General features: G+C 64.4%; 14 protein-coding genes. 5 read left to right on the top strand and 9 right to left on the bottom strand.

Features of this window, described 5'->3' with window-relative positions; translation table 11 throughout:
* Positions 1 to 90 precede the first annotated feature (90 nt).
* The 6 genes from QMX78_RS14805 to QMX78_RS14780 all read right to left on the bottom strand — a co-directional run bounded on the left by QMX78_RS14805 (position 91) and on the right by QMX78_RS14780 (position 4,745).
* A complete protein-coding gene (locus tag QMX78_RS14805) occupies positions 91 to 477 on the bottom strand; it encodes a VOC family protein (RefSeq protein ID WP_282270873.1) in 387 nt (128 codons plus the stop codon).
* 131 nt (positions 478 to 608) lie between these two features.
* Complete coding sequence (locus QMX78_RS14800; protein WP_282270871.1) at positions 609 to 965, bottom strand: 5-carboxymethyl-2-hydroxymuconate Delta-isomerase; 357 nt, start codon at positions 963 to 965, stop codon at positions 609 to 611.
* A gap of 13 nt (positions 966 to 978) precedes the next feature.
* The gene (locus tag QMX78_RS14795; RefSeq protein WP_282270870.1) at positions 979 to 1,764 is read right to left on the bottom strand and encodes a hypothetical protein; all 786 of its coding nucleotides are present in this window, start codon (positions 1,762 to 1,764) and stop codon (positions 979 to 981) included.
* Positions 1,765 to 1,810: 46 nt separating this feature from the next.
* Positions 1,811 to 2,686: a PhzF family phenazine biosynthesis protein gene (locus tag QMX78_RS14790; protein ID WP_282270868.1), complete on the bottom strand. Its 876-nt coding sequence runs from the start codon at positions 2,684 to 2,686 to the stop codon at positions 1,811 to 1,813.
* 296 nt (positions 2,687 to 2,982) lie between these two features.
* Positions 2,983 to 3,843 (bottom strand): PhzF family phenazine biosynthesis protein, encoded by an 861-nt coding sequence (locus tag QMX78_RS14785; RefSeq protein WP_282270867.1) that lies wholly within the window; start codon positions 3,841 to 3,843, stop codon positions 2,983 to 2,985.
* A 32-nt stretch (positions 3,844 to 3,875) separates the two neighbouring features.
* A complete protein-coding gene (locus tag QMX78_RS14780) occupies positions 3,876 to 4,745 on the bottom strand; it encodes a PhzF family phenazine biosynthesis protein (protein WP_282270865.1) in 870 nt (289 codons plus the stop codon).
* Positions 4,746 to 5,007: 262 nt separating this feature from the next.
* Here QMX78_RS14780 and QMX78_RS14775 point away from each other — a divergent pair, with 262 nt between their 5' ends.
* The 3 genes from QMX78_RS14775 to murD all read left to right on the top strand — a co-directional run bounded on the left by QMX78_RS14775 (position 5,008) and on the right by murD (position 10,499).
* Positions 5,008 to 7,617 (top strand): bifunctional aspartate kinase/diaminopimelate decarboxylase, encoded by a 2,610-nt coding sequence (locus tag QMX78_RS14775; RefSeq protein WP_282270862.1) that lies wholly within the window; start codon positions 5,008 to 5,010, stop codon positions 7,615 to 7,617.
* Between the two features lie 76 nt (positions 7,618 to 7,693).
* Complete coding sequence (gene murL, locus QMX78_RS14770; RefSeq protein ID WP_282270859.1) at positions 7,694 to 9,079, top strand: UDP-N-acetyl-alpha-D-muramoyl-L-alanyl-L-glutamate epimerase; 1,386 nt, start codon at positions 7,694 to 7,696, stop codon at positions 9,077 to 9,079.
* Positions 9,060 to 10,499: a UDP-N-acetylmuramoyl-L-alanine--D-glutamate ligase gene (gene murD / locus QMX78_RS14765; RefSeq protein WP_282270857.1), complete on the top strand. Its 1,440-nt coding sequence runs from the start codon at positions 9,060 to 9,062 to the stop codon at positions 10,497 to 10,499. The genes murL and murD overlap by 20 nt, the downstream gene beginning before the upstream one ends.
* A gap of 60 nt (positions 10,500 to 10,559) precedes the next feature.
* Here the strand turns inward: murD and QMX78_RS14760 are convergent, their stop codons facing one another.
* Positions 10,560 to 11,153: an SMI1/KNR4 family protein gene (locus QMX78_RS14760; protein WP_282270855.1), complete on the bottom strand. Its 594-nt coding sequence runs from the start codon at positions 11,151 to 11,153 to the stop codon at positions 10,560 to 10,562.
* A 121-nt stretch (positions 11,154 to 11,274) separates the two neighbouring features.
* Here QMX78_RS14760 and QMX78_RS14755 point away from each other — a divergent pair, with 121 nt between their 5' ends.
* Positions 11,275 to 12,063: a dienelactone hydrolase family protein gene (locus QMX78_RS14755; RefSeq protein ID WP_282270853.1), complete on the top strand. Its 789-nt coding sequence runs from the start codon at positions 11,275 to 11,277 to the stop codon at positions 12,061 to 12,063.
* A 372-nt stretch (positions 12,064 to 12,435) separates the two neighbouring features.
* On the opposite strand, the gene QMX78_RS14750 is transcribed toward QMX78_RS14755, so the two are convergent.
* Both QMX78_RS14750 and QMX78_RS14745 read right to left on the bottom strand, forming a co-directional pair.
* Positions 12,436 to 12,690 carry a helix-hairpin-helix domain-containing protein gene (locus QMX78_RS14750; RefSeq protein ID WP_282270851.1) on the bottom strand — a complete coding sequence of 85 codons (255 nt, stop codon included), beginning with the start codon at positions 12,688 to 12,690 and terminating at the stop codon, positions 12,436 to 12,438.
* 5 nt (positions 12,691 to 12,695) lie between these two features.
* Positions 12,696 to 13,694, bottom strand: coding sequence for a polyprenyl synthetase family protein (locus QMX78_RS14745; protein ID WP_282270849.1), 999 nt, complete (start codon positions 13,692 to 13,694; stop codon positions 12,696 to 12,698).
* Positions 13,695 to 13,897: 203 nt separating this feature from the next.
* Between QMX78_RS14745 and QMX78_RS14740 the strand changes: the two genes are divergently transcribed.
* Complete coding sequence (locus QMX78_RS14740; RefSeq protein WP_282270847.1) at positions 13,898 to 15,511, top strand: alpha-glucosidase family protein; 1,614 nt, start codon at positions 13,898 to 13,900, stop codon at positions 15,509 to 15,511.
* Positions 15,512 to 15,884 lie beyond the last annotated feature (373 nt).

Genomic DNA, 15,884 nt, shown 5'->3' with positions numbered 1-15,884 from the left:
GGCGTAAGCCGCGAAGCTGATGATCCAAACGCAAAGCTTCAGTTGCAATTGCAGGTGTTGGCCTGTCGGTTCCGGTACGAGCTTCGCGGCTTACGCCGCTCCTACAACGCCCCCAGGCAACGCCTGCCCGAAACACAGCACATTGCCTGCCGGATCGGCGACGCTGAAATCGCGCATGCCATATGGCCGGTCGGCAATGGCAACGGTGATGGCGACGCCGGCAGCCAGAAGCTGCGCGTGATAGTCGTCTATGCCGTCGATGTGCAGGTACAACCTGCTGATTCCACCGGGTTTGGCATCGCTACGGGTGACCAGGGTCAGCTCCACCTCGTCGCGGCAGACAGAGGCCATTTCAGCGGGTTCACCCCATTCCCATGCCAGCGAGAAGCCAAGCTTGTCGCGATAGAACGCCAGGGCTGCGGACAGGTCTTCGACACCAAGAAATGGCGACACCGAATGGAAGTGTGTGGTTGTCATGGCAAGTGTCCGTTTGGGGCTTGGGTTCAGGAGCCTGGCGGAATCAGTCCGGCATTCGCACCGTGTTTGGCATTGCTTACGGTTTGTTGTTGCATCGCCGATGATGTGTTGACGCTGCGGTGACCGCAGGATCAGACAGTGAACGTTTTCGCGTAGCTGTCGCGATCGATATCCACGATCTCGACACTGATCTGCAGCTCCAGCCCACTGGCGGTAATGAGTGATCCAAGTGCTTCCAGCAGTACGTTGGCAACATCGCGTTTGATCTCGCTGCTGCGACCACTGAGTATCGCCAGGCGCGCGGCCAAAAAGCCACGCGGGCTGTCAGTGGTGCCGATCGCGACGCAATCAAACGCCAGCGCGCGCGATTTGATGTCGGCTTCCTCGAACTGGCCGGTGCCGAGCAGCGCATGGTTGAGGGTGCGTAGCACCGCCGGGGTAATGGCGGTGGCGAGATTGCTGCTGTATTCGATGGTCAGATGGGGCATGGCGAGTTCGTTGTCAGGGCTGCGCGGGTGGCAGCAGCGCGTTGATGCGCTGGATCATCGCGTCGGGGTAGTCGATGTGGGTGGGTGTGTCGGCAAGCGGCGCGCGCTCGTCGGCATTGCGCAGGTTGGCGTCAAGCCCACTTTTTGGCAGGTAGATCGGGGCTTCCACCGAGAAGCCGCGCTCCGGCAGTCGGCCGTGGACGGTGCGATAGAGCTGGATGGCATCAAGCAGCGTGAGCGCCGGGCCGGGATGCATTCCGTCTGCGGCGTACCACTGCAGGTCGGGTGCCGCGGCAGTGGCGCTGCGCAGGGCTTCGGAGATCGCTACATAGGGAACGCCAGCCTGTTCGGCTGCTTCACCCTCCTTGGTGATCAGGCGAACAGATGCTGCCGGGTGTGGCTGGTAACTGCCCAACAGCAGCACGCTTGCACCGGCCTCGTTACCGGCCTTTGCCAATGCTTTGATGGCGGCCTGCGACTTCGTGCAGGTTGACTCGTCGGGCATGCAGAGCAGGGCTCCGCCTTGTTCCTGCAGGACGAGGAGCTGTGGCGGATGCTCGGCCAGGGCACGTTGCACCGAACCATCGACATGCCGTTCGTCGAGGAATGCGCCACCGTTGACAATCATCTGGCTCTGCAATGGATGACCATTGGCCGAGCTGAGTGCGGCGTAGGTTGCCGGCAGGTTGCCTACGTAGATCAGGCTGTTGCCGACGAACAGTGCCTTGCCCGGCTGCGGTTCGGCAGCGCAGCCAGCGAAGGCGAACAACAGCATCAGCAGCAGGATCCATCTGTGCATTCCGAGCTCCTTTGGGTAGCGCGCTATTGGCGAGTCTCTGACCGCATCACCAATCAATGGTTCCGCGGATCACCGTCTGCACCTGCCCACCGGACCAGACGTCGCCGTGCTCGTCGATGTGCAGTTCCAGCAAGGCATCGTGACCGACTTCGCGCCCTTGGCTGGCGGTGTAGCGTTTGTCCATGCCGGGCAGGGCATGGCGCTCGTCTAGCCATGCTGCCAGCACTGCATTGGCGGCGCCGGAGGCGGCGTCTTCAAAACGACGACCGTTGCCTACGAAGGCGCGGACCACCAGTTGGTAGTTGTCGCCAGCAGCGCGTGCATAGGCGAAAACACCCATCGCGCCGGTGGATTCAGCGAGCGTGGCGATCGCGTCCCAATCCGGTTTGAGTGCGCGAAGTGCGGGCTCATCAGTGACTTCAACAACCCACCAACGACGGCCACCATCCATCAAGGCCGGTGGCAGTGTGCCCAGCGACCAGCCGGTGATGGCAGGCTGCAGACGTGGATTGTCAGCAGTGACGATCTCGGCCACCGAGGCGCGTGGGGTGCGAATGGCGATGGTGCGGATGCCGTCGTGCTCGCTGATCTGCAAAGGCAACTGGCCAGCAATGCCGTCCTGTACCAGTTGTCCGTCGATGGCTGTTGTTACGCAGCTTTCAAGCACGGCATGCGCGCTGCCGACGCTGGGATGGCCGGCGAACGGCACCTCCTTCTGCGGGGCGAACATGCGGATGCCGTAGCTGGTGCCGGGTTTGGTCGGGGCGAAGATGAAGGTGGTTTCAGGCAGGCGGGTCCAGCGGGCGATGGCCTGCATGGCAGCATCGTCCAGGCCATCGGCATCGAGTACCACGGCCAGTGGATTGCCGGTGCCGGGGCGGGGGGCGAAGACGTCGAGTTGCAGGAAGCGGCGGGTGGTCATGGGATGTCCGGATGCTGTGAGGCGGTTGCGGTTGCGGTTGCGGTTGCTTTGGCCGTGGCTATGGCTGTTGCTTTGGCAGTTGCAGTTGGCTTTTGCCTTAGCCCCTCTCCCGCTTGCGGGAGAGGGGTTGGGGTGAGGGGAGACGGACGAAGTCCGCTTGCTTGGTGCTTTTGGGTTGTTGCTGTCTGCAAAGGAAAAATCAAAGGCATGCGTGCTTCGCACGCTTCCCCTCATCCGCCCTTCGGGCACCTTCTCCCGTTAACGGGAGAAGGGAAAAGCGGGCACCGCGTGCGCCCTCACCACTCAATCTGCCCAGCAATAACCTGCTGCACTTCACCCCCAATCCAGATGTTGGAGTCCGCATCCACTTCCACCCGTACCTCACCATTGCGGCCGAGCTCGCGGCCCTGGCTGGCCAGGTACTGCTGGAAGGGTTTGATCCGGCCCTGCGCCAACAACTGGGCGGCTACCAGTGCGTTGGCACTGCCGGTTACCGGGTCTTCGTTGACACCGACACCGGGCGCAAAGGCGCGCACCACGTACTGGTAGCCCACATCCGGTCGGTCAGCCGGCGCATACACCGCCAGCTTGCCGCGGCCTGGCATGGCGCCGATGGCCGCCAGCTCCGGCTTGTAGTGGCGCAGGGCGGCCTCGCTGCCGGCCTCCAGCAGCCACCAGTCCGGGCCGTTGTTCCAGAGTTCCGGGCTGTGGCCGGGCTTGGCCAGTGCTGCCAGACCTTCAGGCAGGGCGTCGAGGGTGGTATCGCGGCGCTCCGCCAGTGGGCTGCGCACATGGATCTGGCGGAACCAGCGGCCGCCCTGTACCCGCACCGGCAGCAGACCAGCTTTGCATTGCTGGATCAGCTGGCCGTTGTCATCGGGCGTGGCCAGACCCAGTTCCACCGCGGCCCAGGCGGCACCGACGCTGGGATGGCCGGCGAAGGGCAGTTCGCCCTTCGGGGTGAAGATGCGGATGTGGTAGCTGGCGCCTTCGTCCGGCGGCAGGAAGAAAATGGTCTCGGACAGGTTCAGCCAGGCGGCGATGGCCTGCAGGGCGGCATCATCCAGGCCTTCGCTGTCGACGATGACGCCCAGCGGGTTGCCGGTGCCCGGGCGGGCGGCGAACACGTCCAACTGCAGATAACGACGAACAGACATTGCGAATCGGTTCCAGACGACGGCTGGGCAGCTTACCAGTGCACCTGTCCGTCGATAACCGCTTGCACCTGTCCGCCTATCCAGACGCTGCCTTGCGCGTCGATCGATATCTGGACCCGGCCGTCGCGACCAACTTCGCGGCCCTGACTGACTACGTAGCTGCCATCAGCGTTGGGTAGTTGCCCGCGTTGCTGCAGCCATGCGGCGATCAAGGCGTTGGCACTGCCGGTGACAGGGTCCTCGGGTACGTCGGCGGCATCGGCCGGGCAGAACGCCCGGGTCACCAGAGCGTGGTCCGCACCGGGTTCGGCAGCGAACACCGCAACGCCGGTCGCGCCGGTGGCATTGCTCCAGTCGGCGATTGCAGGCATGTCCGGAACGAATGCGCGGATGCTGGTGGCGTCACGCGCCGGCAGCAGCCACCAGCCTGGGCCGTTGTCCCAGAGTTCGGGGGCATATCCCGGCGCGAGCAAGGCCTGTAGCTGTTCCGGCACGACACCCGGCGCGGTCTGCCGCTGCCGGGCAGGTGGGCTGGCCAACAGGATGGTCGGGGCGTCCTGCGGGCCGCTTGCCTGCACGGGTAGCAGGCCGGCAGCGCACTGCTGCAGCAGCTGGCCGTCACGCGGCGTCGCCAGGCCCAAGCTGACCGCCGTCCAGGCCGCGCCGACGCTGGGATGGCCGGCAAAGGGCAGTTCGCTGCTGGGGGTGAAGATGCGGATACGGTAGCTGGCGCCCTCGTCCGGCGGCAGGAAGAAGACCGTCTCGGAGAGGTTCAGCCAGGCGGCGAGGGCCTGCATGGCGGCGGTATCCAGGCCATCGCTGTCGAGGATGACACCCAGCGGGTTGCCGCTGCCGGGGCGGGCGGCGAAGACGTCCAGTTGCAGGTAACGGCGTTGGCGCATGGTTTGCGGGTGGAGCAGGGCAGCCCAGCTTAGGCATGAGCGAGCGGAATGTCGTCATTGCCAATCCCCGGTTCGCTCCCTCCATTCACACAAAGATGACCCGAATCGTTGCAAATGCTACTTTCTCCGCCCCGGGAAGGGAGGCCGGGTGGCGATGGTATCGCCGGAAACTCAGCCGTCCCGGCACAGCGGCCTTGGCATAGAATCGGTAGTTCCGCCCGCATTGCCGGGTCTTTCTCCCACTAGTGAATCCACAAAGCCAATGTCTGCTTCCCCAATCGCTGATCGCTGGATCGTCCTCAAGTTCGGTGGCACCTCGGTGTCGCGTCGTCATCGCTGGAACACGATCGGTCAGTTGGCGAAAAAACGTGCGGACGAGACCGGTGGCAGGGTACTGGTGGTGGTGTCTGCCTTGTCGGGCGTCACCAACGAGTTGACCGCGATTGCCGACGGCGCCGCCGACAGCCGCGAGCGCGTGGCCGCGCTGGTCACCCGCCACAATGAATTCCTCGCCGAGCTGGAGCTGGGCAGCGAAGTGCTGGCTGAACGCCTGGCCGCGCTGCAGGCGCTGCTCGACGACCCGCGCGCGGCCAGCCGTCCGTTGGACTGGCAGGCCGAAGTGCTGGGCCAGGGCGAACTGCTGTCCTCCAGCATCGGCGCCGCCTACCTGCGCAGCAACGGCCTGGACTTCGGCTGGATGGACGCGCGCGAATGGCTGGACGCACTGCCGCCCGCACCCAACCAGACCGAGTGGTCGCAGCGTCTGTCGGTGAACTGCCAGTGGCAGGGCGGCGGCGACTTCAAGCAGCGCTTCTCGGCGCAGCCGACCCGCATGCTGATCAGCCAGGGCTTCATCGCCCGCCACGGCGACGGTGGCACCGCCATCCTCGGCCGCGGCGGCTCGGACACCTCGGCCGCCTATTTCGGCGCGCTGCTCGGTGCCAGCCGTGTTGAAATCTGGACCGACGTGCCGGGCATGTTCAGCGCCAATCCGAAGGACGTGCCGGATGCGCGCCTGCTGACCCGCCTGGACTATTACGAGGCGCAGGAAATCGCCACCACCGGTGCCAAGGTGCTGCACCCGCGCTCGATCAAGCCCTGCCGTGATGCCGGCGTGCCGATGGCCATCCTCGATACCGAGCGCCCGCATATGCCGGGCACCAGCATCGACGGTGCTGCCGAGCCGGTGCCGGGCGTGAAGGCGATCAGCCGCCGCAACGGCATCGTGCTGATCTCGATGGAAGGCATCGGCATGTGGCAGCAGGTCGGCTTCCTGGCCGACGTGTTCAACCTGTTCAAGAAGCACGGCCTGTCGGTGGACCTGATCGGTTCGGCCGAGACCAACGTCACCGTGTCGCTGGACCCGTCCGAAAACCTGGTCAACACCGATGTGCTGGCGGCGTTGTCGGCTGATCTCTCGCAGATCTGCAAGGTCAAGGTGATCGTGCCGTGCGCGGCCATCACCCTGGTCGGTCGTGGCATGCGCTCGCTGCTGTACAAGCTCTCCGACGTGTGGGCCACGTTCGGCAAGGAGCGCGTGCACATGATTTCGCAGTCCTCCAACGACTTGAACCTGACCTTCGTGATCGACGAGGCCGATGCGGATGGCTTGTTGCCGATCCTGCACGCCGAGCTGATCGACAGCGGTGCGATGCCGGTCTACGAAGAGCAGGTATTCGGCCCGCGCTGGCGTGAAATCATCGGCAGCATCCGTCCGCGGCAGACGCCTTGGTGGCAGGCACCGGCCAAGCAGAAGAAGCTGCTGGAATTGGCCGCACAGGGCACGCCGGCCTATATCTATGACCTGGACAAGGTGCGCGAGCGCGCCCGCCAGTTGAAGGCGATCCCGGCGATCGACCGCCGTTTCTACGCGATCAAGGCCAACTCGCATCCTGAGATCCTGCGCACCCTCGCGGCTGAAGGTTTCGGCCTGGAATGCGTGTCGCAGGGCGAGGTTGAGCTGGTGTTCGCCGCGGTGCCGGATATCACCCCGGAGCGCGTGCTGTTCACCCCGAGCTTCGCACCGATCACCGAATACCAGGCCGTGCTGGCGCGTGGCGTCAACGTCACCGTCGACAACGTCGAATTGCTGAAGCATTGGCCGGAAATTTTCCGTGGTCGCTCGCTGTGGCTGCGTATCGACCTGGGCCACGGCGATGGCCATCACAAGAAGGTGAACACCGGCGGCAAGGATTCCAAGTTCGGCTTGTCCGCGCAGCGCGTCGATGAGTTCATCGCCGCCGCCCGCGCGCTGGATATCCGCATCACCGGTGTGCATGCGCACCTGGGCAGCGGCATCGAGAACAGCGGCCACTGGAAGCAGATGGTCGATGAAATGGCCGGCTTCGCACGTCGTATCGGCAGCGTTGAAATCCTCGATATCGGCGGCGGTCTGCCGGTGCCGTACAGCGATGATGACGAACCCTTCGATCTGGAAGCCTGGGCCGCTGGCCTGGCCGACATCAAGGCGGTGCACCCGGCCTTCCAGCTGGCGATCGAGCCCGGCCGCTTCATGGTGGCCGAGTCCGGCGTGCTGCTGACCCATGCCTCGCAGGTGGTGGAGAAGGACGGCGTGCGTCGCGTTGGCCTGGATGCAGGCATGAACGCGCTGCTGCGCCCGGCGCTGTATGACGCCTGGCACGATATCGCCAACCTGTCGCGCCTGGATGCCGAGCGCGATGTTGATTTCAGCGTGGTCGGTCCGATCTGCGAATCCAGCGATGTGTTTGCCGAGCGGGTGAAGCTGCCGGCGGCGACTGCACCGGGCGATGTGATGGTCATCGCCGATGCTGGCGCCTATGGTTTCAGCATGGCCAGTACCTATAACCAACGCGCCTTGCCGCGCGAGGACGTCATTGATGAAGTGCAATGACGTCTGTTTGCTGCGAAAACCTTTGTCGTCCGTTGCGCGCTGACGCGCAACGGCCAGTTTGATTTCCGGATACGCCATGACAGCTTTTGATAAAGACCAGGTTTCCCGTTTCCGCTTCGTCCGCTGCGATTTCGCCGCGGACACCGGTGTGGCGCGGCTGGTATACGCCTTCGACGACGGTTCGGAGTTGACCGAGACCGTCACCGTGCCGGGCGCGCCGTTCCAGTTGGACGACGAACGCGCGGCAGCGGTGCAGCGCGCCCTGCAGCTGCTGCACCTGATTGCAGGTGTCAGCTACTACAAGGCAGCGGTGCCGGCGCAGGTAAGCATCGACAGCTACGCCATCGACGCGGCCACCGCCGCGTTGGTGGAAACGGTGTACTTCAACGGCCTGGGCGAATTCGCCTACCGCAACGGCCTGAACCTGCGCGACCGCTTCAAGCTCCCTGCTTTGCTCCCCTCTCCCGCAAGCGGGAGAGGGGCTGGGGGTGAGGGCAGCTTCGCTCCAAATCTTAATCTTGCCCACCACGCCCTCGTAGCCATCGGCGGCGGCAAGGACTCGCTGGTCAGCATCGAAGCCCTGCGCAATGCCGGAGTGGCCGAAACCGTCACCTGGATCGGTGGCTCGCAGCTGATCCGTGCCTGCGCCGAGCGCACCGGCCTGCCGACCCTCAACATCGTTCGCACGCTGGCGCCGGAGCTGTTCGAGCTCAATCGCCAGGGCGCATGGAATGGCCATATCCCGGTCACTGCGGTGAACTCGGCGATCATGGTGCTGGCCGCCGTGGTGCAGGGCGTGGATCAAGTGGTGTTCTCCAACGAGCGCTCGGCCAGCTACGGCAGCCAGATTGCCGGTACCGGTGAAGTGAACCACCAGTGGTCCAAGGGCTGGGCGTTCGAGAAGGCGTTCGGCGAATACGTGCAGCAGCACATTGCCGCCGACCTGAACTACTACTCGCTGCTGCGTCCGCTGTCGGAGCTGGCAGTCGCCCGCCAATTCGCCAAGACCGATTTCTACGACGCGCATTTCTCCAGCTGCAATCGCAACTTCCACATTCTCGGCGAGCGCCCGGTGAACCGCTGGTGCGGCGTCTGCCCGAAGTGCCACTTCGTGTTCCTGGCGCTGGCCCCGTTCATGCCGAAAATCCGCCTGGTGCGCATCTTCGGTCGCAACCTGCTGGACGACATGGAACAGGCTGGCGGCTACGATGCGCTGCTGGAGTTCCAGGATCACAAGCCGTTCGAATGCGTGGGCGAGGGCAAGGAATCACGCGCGGCAATGGCGACCTTGGCAACGCGCCCGGACTGGAAGGAAGACGTGCTGGTCAAGCGCTTCGCCAACCTGATCCAGCCGACCTTGTCGGCGGACGAGCTGCAGATTGAACCGCTGCTGGTGTTTGACGGCGAGCACCGCATCCCGGCAGTACTGTGGGAGCGTCTGCGTGCGAATTTCGCAGCTTGAAGGCAAGCGGGTCGCGCTGTGGGGTTGGGGGCGTGAGGGCCGCGCGGCCTATCACGCGCTGCGTGATAGGGAATGGGGAATCGTCAGTGGTGATTCGCAGGAGCTGTTTCCTGCGCGTCTGACCGTGCTTTGTTCCGCTTCCGAAGCAGAGGAAATTCTGGCGCTGAGTGATTCGCGTCTGCGCGTTGAAACCGAGCTCAGTGGCGAGCTGCTGGCTTCGTTCGACGTGGTTATCAAGTCGCCGGGCATCAGTCCGTACAAGCCCGAGGCGCAGCATGCATTGGCGCAGGGCACGCAGTTCATCGGTGGCACCTCGCTGTGGTTCAGCGAGCACGCCGATGCCAATGGCGCGCTGCCCAATACGGCCTGCGTGACCGGCACCAAGGGCAAGAGCACGACCACCTCGCTGCTGGCGCATCTGCTGCGTGCGGCCGGGCATCGCACCGGCCTGATCGGCAATATCGGTCTGCCGTTGCTGGAGGCATTGGATCCGCAACCAGCGCCGGAATACTGGGCAGTGGAACTGTCCAGTTACCAGACCGGCGAAGTCGCCCGCAGCGGCACGCGGCCGGACGTCGCCATCGTACTGAACATCTTTCCGGAGCATCTGGACTGGCACGGCAGCGAGCAGCGCTACATCGACGACAAACTGTCGTTGGTAACCGGCGGTCATCCGCGCGTCGCCGTGCTCAACGCCGCTGACGAACACCTGCGCGCGCTGCAGCTGCCGCACAGCCAGATCGTCTGGTTCAACCAGCCCGAAGGCTGGCATATGGTCGGCGAAGTCGTGCATCGCGGTAATCAAGCGGTGTTCGACACCTCGAACACGCCGCTGCCCGGCCGCCACAACCGCGGCAACCTGTGCGCGGTGTTGGCCGCGCTGGAAGCCCTTGGTCTGGATGCGGTTGCCTTGGCGCCTGCGGTGCAGAGTTTCCGGCCCTTGCCGAATCGCCTGCAGCTGCTGGGCGAGCGCGATGGCCTGCGTTGGGTGAATGATTCGATCAGCACCACGCCGCATGCATCGCTGGCCGCCTTGGATTGTTTCGCCGGGCAGCGCATTGCCTTGCTGGTCGGTGGACATGATCGCGGTGTGGATTGGCAGGACTTCGCTGAGCACATGCGCGACAACGCGCCGGTCGAGATCGTGACCATGGGCAACAACGGTCCACGCATCAATTCGCTGCTCGCGCCATTGGCCGAGGCGGGCGGTTTTGGCCTGCACGCCGCGACCGATCTGCCGCATGCGGTGGAGCTGGCGCGTGCCGCGCTGGGCGGGCAGGGTGGGGTAGTGCTGTTGTCACCTGGCGCGCCGAGCTTTGGTGCCTACAAGGACTATGTGGCGCGCGGACGGCACTTCGCCGAGCTGGCCGGATTTGATCCGGACAGCATCAGTGCGATTCCGGGTATCGGCATCCTGTAAGGCCTTGGCCGGGACCGACGTGGCGCTGACTGTCAGTCGGCGCCAGCCACTACCTGCAGATCACTCTTCTTCGTCGGTGAAAGCGTAACCGCCGTCGATCAGCTGCTGCAGATAGGCATCGAAGCTGGGTGCGATCACCGCGTAGCTGTCCGGGTCGTGCAGATAGCGCACGACCTGGCCACTGATGCCGCCGTCGGCAGGATCGAAATCCAGGTACAGCATCGAGGTACCGCCGTTGTTCATGCAGTGCGAGAAGCACAGACGCCTGCCCATCGGCACGTCGGCATCGATGCCTGCACCGAGAATCTCCGGCTCATCGTCCAGCCATTCTTCGTAGATGGAACGGATGCTGTCGTCCCATTGCGCGCTGTCCTCGAAGATCTGCTGTACCGAGCGCAGGTAGTAGGGATAGCTGCCGTCGCCGACGTCCGAGCCAAGCATCAGCACGTTGACCTCACCTAGCGGGTAGTCCCGGTAGTGGCTGCCATCCACCTGTGCCAGCAGTTCCAGCAGGCTGGCCGGTACCTGTGGCCACTGCTGCTGCAGGCGCTGCAGGTCGGACTGGCTTGCGCCTTCCACCCAGCGCCACATCGGGGCGTCATCTGCTGGCAGGCGCGGCACAAGGCCGGAAAGGAAGGTATCTACAAGGCTCATGTGGCAGTGGCTGCGTGGGGGATGCATATCCAAGCACACCTGCGTAACGCCGCCAATGCACAATGCGCCACGGGAGGCGATATCGACAGGATGCCTCCGTCCCCTTCTCAGGAGCGCAGGCATGAACAAGTGGCGATGGGCTGCAATGACAATGCTGGGACTGGCGGCAACGCCGGCATGGGCCGCGATGAAGTCGCAGCCGCTGGAGTGGCAGCACGACGGCACCACCTTCAGTGGCGTGCTGGTCTACGACGATGACGGCGATGCGCGCCGCCCCGGCGTGGTGATGGTGCCGAACTGGCGAGGCGTCAACGCCTCGGCGATCGCCAAGGCCGAGCAGATTGCCGGCGATGACTATGTGGTGCTGGTTGCCGATGTTTACGGCAAGAACGTGCGCCCCACGGACAACGATGCGGCGGCTGCGGCTTCCAAGCCGTTGCGTGAGGACAGGGAGCTGCTGCGCGCCCGTGCAGCTGCGGCGCTGGATGCCTTGAAGGCACAGGCTGGAAAGGTGCCGCTGGATGTCGCGCATATCGCTGCCGTAGGGTTCTGCTTCGGCGGTACCACGGTGCTGGAGATGGCCCGCGCCGGGCTGCCCTTGGCGGGCGTTGTCAGCTTGCACGGTGGCTTGTCGACCCCAGCTCCGGCAGCAGCCGGCAGCGGCAAGGTACCGATCCTGGTACTCAATGGCGCGGCTGATCGCGGCGTCACCGCCGAGGACATCGCCAATTTCGGCAGTGAAATGGATGCCGCCAAGGCCGACTGGCAGTTCGTCAATTTCAGCGGCGCGGTGCATTGCTTCGCCGAGTCCGACGCCAACAGCCCGCCGGGCTGCCTGTACGACCCACGGGCCGCCAAGCGCGCCTGGAAGATGGTGGACAATTTCCTGGAAGAGCGCCTGGGCGACTAACAATTGGTAGGGGCTATACCAGCAATGCCCTGGGGCCTGTAGTGCCGAGCCATGCTCGGCAGAGGCTTCACCAGCAATGTTTTGTAGGAGCGGCGTAAGCCGCGAAGCCAGAGCAAGATCAGAAGCGGTAAAGCTACCCCTCCCCAACCCTCCCCTTGCCTACGGCAAAGGGAGGGAGCGGTAGTGCCGAGCCATGCTCGGCAAGGGGCGTTCCCAGCAACGCATCAGGTCCGCACGTTTGTAGGAGCGGCGTAAGCCGCGAAGCTGACTACCTGTCAGATCGCGGCAAATACTGTCCGCACGGGATGCGCTGCTGGCGGTTCGCCTTTGGTAGCGCCGGGAACAAGCGTGGCTTCGCGGCTGACGCCGCTCCTACAACGACGCCCGGCTCTGCGCCGCCGCTATCGCTCCGCTGATCGCTGCCCGCGCCTGCGGGCTGTTGCGCCAGCAGCTGCTGCCGAGCATGTCAGAGGCCTGGCTCACCACGTCGCCGGTTTCGGCTTCGGCCAGCTGCGCCAGGGAATGAAACCCCAACTGCTCCAAGCGCGAAACCACGGTGGCACCCACGCCTTTCACCGCCAACAGCACGGCGCGTTCTTCCTCGTTGAACTGCTGCAGGCCCGCCATCGCGATCAGTGGCTGCGTTCGATGGCGTAACGGGCCAGGCCGCGCAGGGCGGCAACAGCGTCGGTTTCCGGCAGGCCGTCCAGCGCCTGCTCGGCGGCATTGGCATATTCGACGGCGCGCTTGCGGCTGTATTCCAGGCCGCCGGTGGCATGGATGGCTGCCAACACTTCCGGCATCGCACTGGCATCGCCGTCCTGCACGATCTCGCGCAGGCGGTTGCGGACCACTTCGTCCGAGTGCGCCATGGCGTGGATCAGCGGCAAGGTGGCCTTGCCCTCGGCCAGGTCGTCGCCCAGGTTCTTGCCCAGTTCGTCGGCATTGGCGGAGTAATCCAGCACATCGTCGGCGATCTGGAAGGCATAGCCCAGGTGCATGCCGTAGTCGTAGAGTTTCTGCTGCACGGCCTCGTCGGCTCCGGTGGCCAGCGCGCCCAGGCGGGTGCCTGCGGCGAACAGCACCGCGGTCTTGCGCTCGATCACCCGCAGGTAGGCGGCTTCGTCGGTGTCGGGGTTATGCACGTGCAGCAGCTGCAGCACTTCGCCTTCGGCGATGCGGTTGGTGGTGTCGGCCAGGATCTGCATCACCGCCATGCGCTCCAGCTCGACCATCAGCTGGAAGCTGCGCGAGTACAGGAAGTCACCGACCAGCACGCTGGGGGCATTGCCCCACAAGGCATTGGCGGTGCTGCGGCCACGGCGCAGGTCGGATTCGTCGACCACGTCGTCGTGCAGCAGGGTGGAGGTGTGGATGAACTCGATGATCGCCGCCAGCTGGTGGTGCTCCGGGCCGGCGCCGCCGACCGCATGGCCGGCCAGCATCACCAGCATCGGCCGCAGGCGCTTGCCGCCGGCCGAGACGATGTGGTCGGCGATCTGGTTGATCAGCACCACGTCCGAGGACAGGCGGCGACGGATCAGGGCATCGACGGCAGCCATGTCCGCTGCGGCAAGGGTCTGGATGGCAGGCAGGCCCAGCGCGGGGCGGATATGTTCGGCGATGCTCATAGGAAGACTTCAGGGGGTACCCGGGGATTATAGGCGGTGTGGGCGCAGGCGGCCCGTCGGCGCCGAAAACCGAACAGAACCGGGCCTTTGCGCAGTGAATACGTATGCAAGCAACACCGCCGGCAAAGCGCCGACGCTAAGCTGGCCGGCATACATTTCGCGGCCCTGAAACAGGGGCTCTGAGGCCCGTAGGGGGGCGTTCGATGTCCAAGACTCCATGGTGGCGCGGTGCCGTCATCTACCAGATTTACCCGCGCAGCTACCTGGACACCAATGGCGACGGCGTCGGCGACCTGCCGGGCATCATCGATCGCCTGGAGTACGTGGCCTCGCTGGGCGTGGATGCGATCTGGGTGTCGCCGTTCTTCAAGTCGCCGATGGCTGATTTCGGCTATGACATCGCCGATTACCGCGATGTGGACCCGCTGTTCGGCAACCTGGCTGATTTCGATCGCTTGCTGGCCAAGGCGCATGCGCTGGGCCTGAAGGTGATGATCGACCAGGTGTTCAGCCATACCTCGATTGACCATGCATGGTTCAAGGAAAGCCGCGAGAGCCGCGACAATCCCAAGGCCGATTGGTATGTGTGGGCCGATGCGCGCGATGACGGCAGCCCGCCGAACAACTGGCTGTCCATCTTCGGTGGCGTGGCCTGGCAGTGGGAGCCGCGGCGTCGGCAGTATTTCCTGCACAACTTCCTGGCCTCGCAGCCGGATCTGGATTTCCATAATCCGGCGGTGCAGCAGGCAACCCTGGATTACGTGAAGTTCTGGCTGGACCGTGGCGTGGATGGCTTCCGCCTGGATTCGATCAACTTCTGCTTCCATGACGCGCAGCTGCGCGACAATCCGCCGAAACCCGAAAGCGAGCGTATTGGCCGTGGTTTCAGCCCGGACAATCCGTATGCCTTCCAGTACCACTACTACAACAACACCCGGCCGGAGAACATTGGTTTCCTCGAGCGCCTGCGTGCCTTGTTGGATGAGTACCCGCAGGCGGTGACCCTGGGCGAAATCTCTTCGGAGGATTCGCTGGCGACGACTGCCGAGTACACCGCGCCGGGCCGCCTGCACATGGGCTACAGCTTCGAGCTGCTGGTGGACGATTACAGCGCGGCCTACATCCGCGGCACCGTCGAACGGCTGGAAGCGGCGATGGGCGAGTCCTGGCCGTGCTGGGCGGTTTCCAATCATGACGTGCAGCGTGCGGTGACCCGTTGGGGCGGGCATCCGGCCAAACCGTCGCTGGCGAAGATGCTGGCGGCCCTGGTCTGCTCTCTGCGTGGGTCGGTCTGTATCTACCAGGGCGAGGAGTTGGGCCTTGGTGAAGCGGATGTGCCGTTCGAGGCGTTGCAGGACCCGTATGGGATTACCTTCTGGCCGAACTTCAAGGGCCGCGACGGTTGCCGTACGCCGATGCCGTGGACCGATGAGGCATTGGCCGGGTTTACCAGCGGCAAGCCGTGGTTGCCGATTCCTGCCGAGCACCAGGCCTTGTCGGTGCAGGCGCAGGAAGTGGATGGCGATTCGGTACTGCATGCTTTCCGCAGCTTCCTGAGCTGGCGCAAGGCGCATCCGGCCCTGGTCGAGGGTTCGATTCGTTTCCTTGATAGTGCTGAGCCGGTGTTGCTGTTCGAGCGGCAGGCGGGTGATGAGACCCTGTTGCTGGCGTTCAATCTGTCCGGCGAAGCGGTGCGGCATCCGTTGCCGGCCGGTGAATGGCAGGCCTTGGCGCTGCCGGGCCCGGTGGCGGGTGCGGTTGAGGCTGGCGAACTGGTATTGCCTGGGCACGCGGTGTACTGCGCGCGTCGCAGCTGAGTTTTTGTTGCTCTCTCTTTTGTGCGGGCGGAGATAGCATCTCCGCCTTTTTTTTGGCTTTTGCTTTTGCTTTTGCTTTTGGCCTTGGCTCTGGCTCTGGCTCAAGCCCCTCTCCCGCCTGCGGGAGAGGGGTTGGGGTGAGGGCGCTTCTAAAAGAAGGCCAAAGCCAAAAGCCAAAGCCAAAGCCAAAGCTCCCCCCATCCGCCCTACGGGCACCTTCCCCCGCAGGCGGGAGAAGGGAAAGCCAAAAGCCAAGAGCCAGAAGCCAGAAGCCAGAAGCCAGAAGCCAGGAGCCAGGAGCCAGGAGCCAAGAGCCAGGAGCCAAGAGCCAGGAGCCAAGAGCCAAGAGCCAAGAGCCAGAGCGATTCCCGCC

The sequence above is a fragment of the Stenotrophomonas sp. PS02298 genome (assembly GCF_029959445.1).
Classification (GTDB): Bacteria; Pseudomonadota; Gammaproteobacteria; order Xanthomonadales; family Xanthomonadaceae; genus Stenotrophomonas.
Note: the sequence above shows the minus strand (reverse complement) of the source record. Positions and strands in the feature narration are given on the sequence as shown.

What these genes read in the sequence shown, in the direction of transcription:
- QMX78_RS14780 (WP_282270865.1), bottom strand. Translation starts at nt 4,745, where the DNA reads ATGCGCCAACGCCGTTACCTGCAACTGGACGTCTTCGCCGCCCGCCCC.
- QMX78_RS14740 (WP_282270847.1), top strand. Translation starts at nt 13,898, where the DNA reads ATGTCCAAGACTCCATGGTGGCGCGGTGCCGTCATCTACCAGATTTAC.
- QMX78_RS14750 (WP_282270851.1), bottom strand. Translation starts at nt 12,690, where the DNA reads ATGGCGGGCCTGCAGCAGTTCAACGAGGAAGAACGCGCCGTGCTGTTG.
- QMX78_RS14790 (WP_282270868.1), bottom strand. Translation starts at nt 2,686, where the DNA reads ATGACCACCCGCCGCTTCCTGCAACTCGACGTCTTCGCCCCCCGCCCC.
- QMX78_RS14775 (WP_282270862.1), top strand. Translation starts at nt 5,008, where the DNA reads ATGTCTGCTTCCCCAATCGCTGATCGCTGGATCGTCCTCAAGTTCGGT.
- QMX78_RS14755 (WP_282270853.1), top strand. Translation starts at nt 11,275, where the DNA reads ATGAACAAGTGGCGATGGGCTGCAATGACAATGCTGGGACTGGCGGCA.
- QMX78_RS14805 (WP_282270873.1), bottom strand. Translation starts at nt 477, where the DNA reads ATGACAACCACACACTTCCATTCGGTGTCGCCATTTCTTGGTGTCGAA.
- QMX78_RS14785 (WP_282270867.1), bottom strand. Translation starts at nt 3,843, where the DNA reads ATGTCTGTTCGTCGTTATCTGCAGTTGGACGTGTTCGCCGCCCGCCCG.
- QMX78_RS14760 (WP_282270855.1), bottom strand. Translation starts at nt 11,153, where the DNA reads ATGAGCCTTGTAGATACCTTCCTTTCCGGCCTTGTGCCGCGCCTGCCA.
- QMX78_RS14745 (WP_282270849.1), bottom strand. Translation starts at nt 13,694, where the DNA reads ATGAGCATCGCCGAACATATCCGCCCCGCGCTGGGCCTGCCTGCCATC.
- QMX78_RS14800 (WP_282270871.1), bottom strand. Translation starts at nt 965, where the DNA reads ATGCCCCATCTGACCATCGAATACAGCAGCAATCTCGCCACCGCCATT.
- murL (WP_282270859.1), top strand. Translation starts at nt 7,694, where the DNA reads ATGACAGCTTTTGATAAAGACCAGGTTTCCCGTTTCCGCTTCGTCCGC.
- QMX78_RS14795 (WP_282270870.1), bottom strand. Translation starts at nt 1,764, where the DNA reads ATGCACAGATGGATCCTGCTGCTGATGCTGTTGTTCGCCTTCGCTGGC.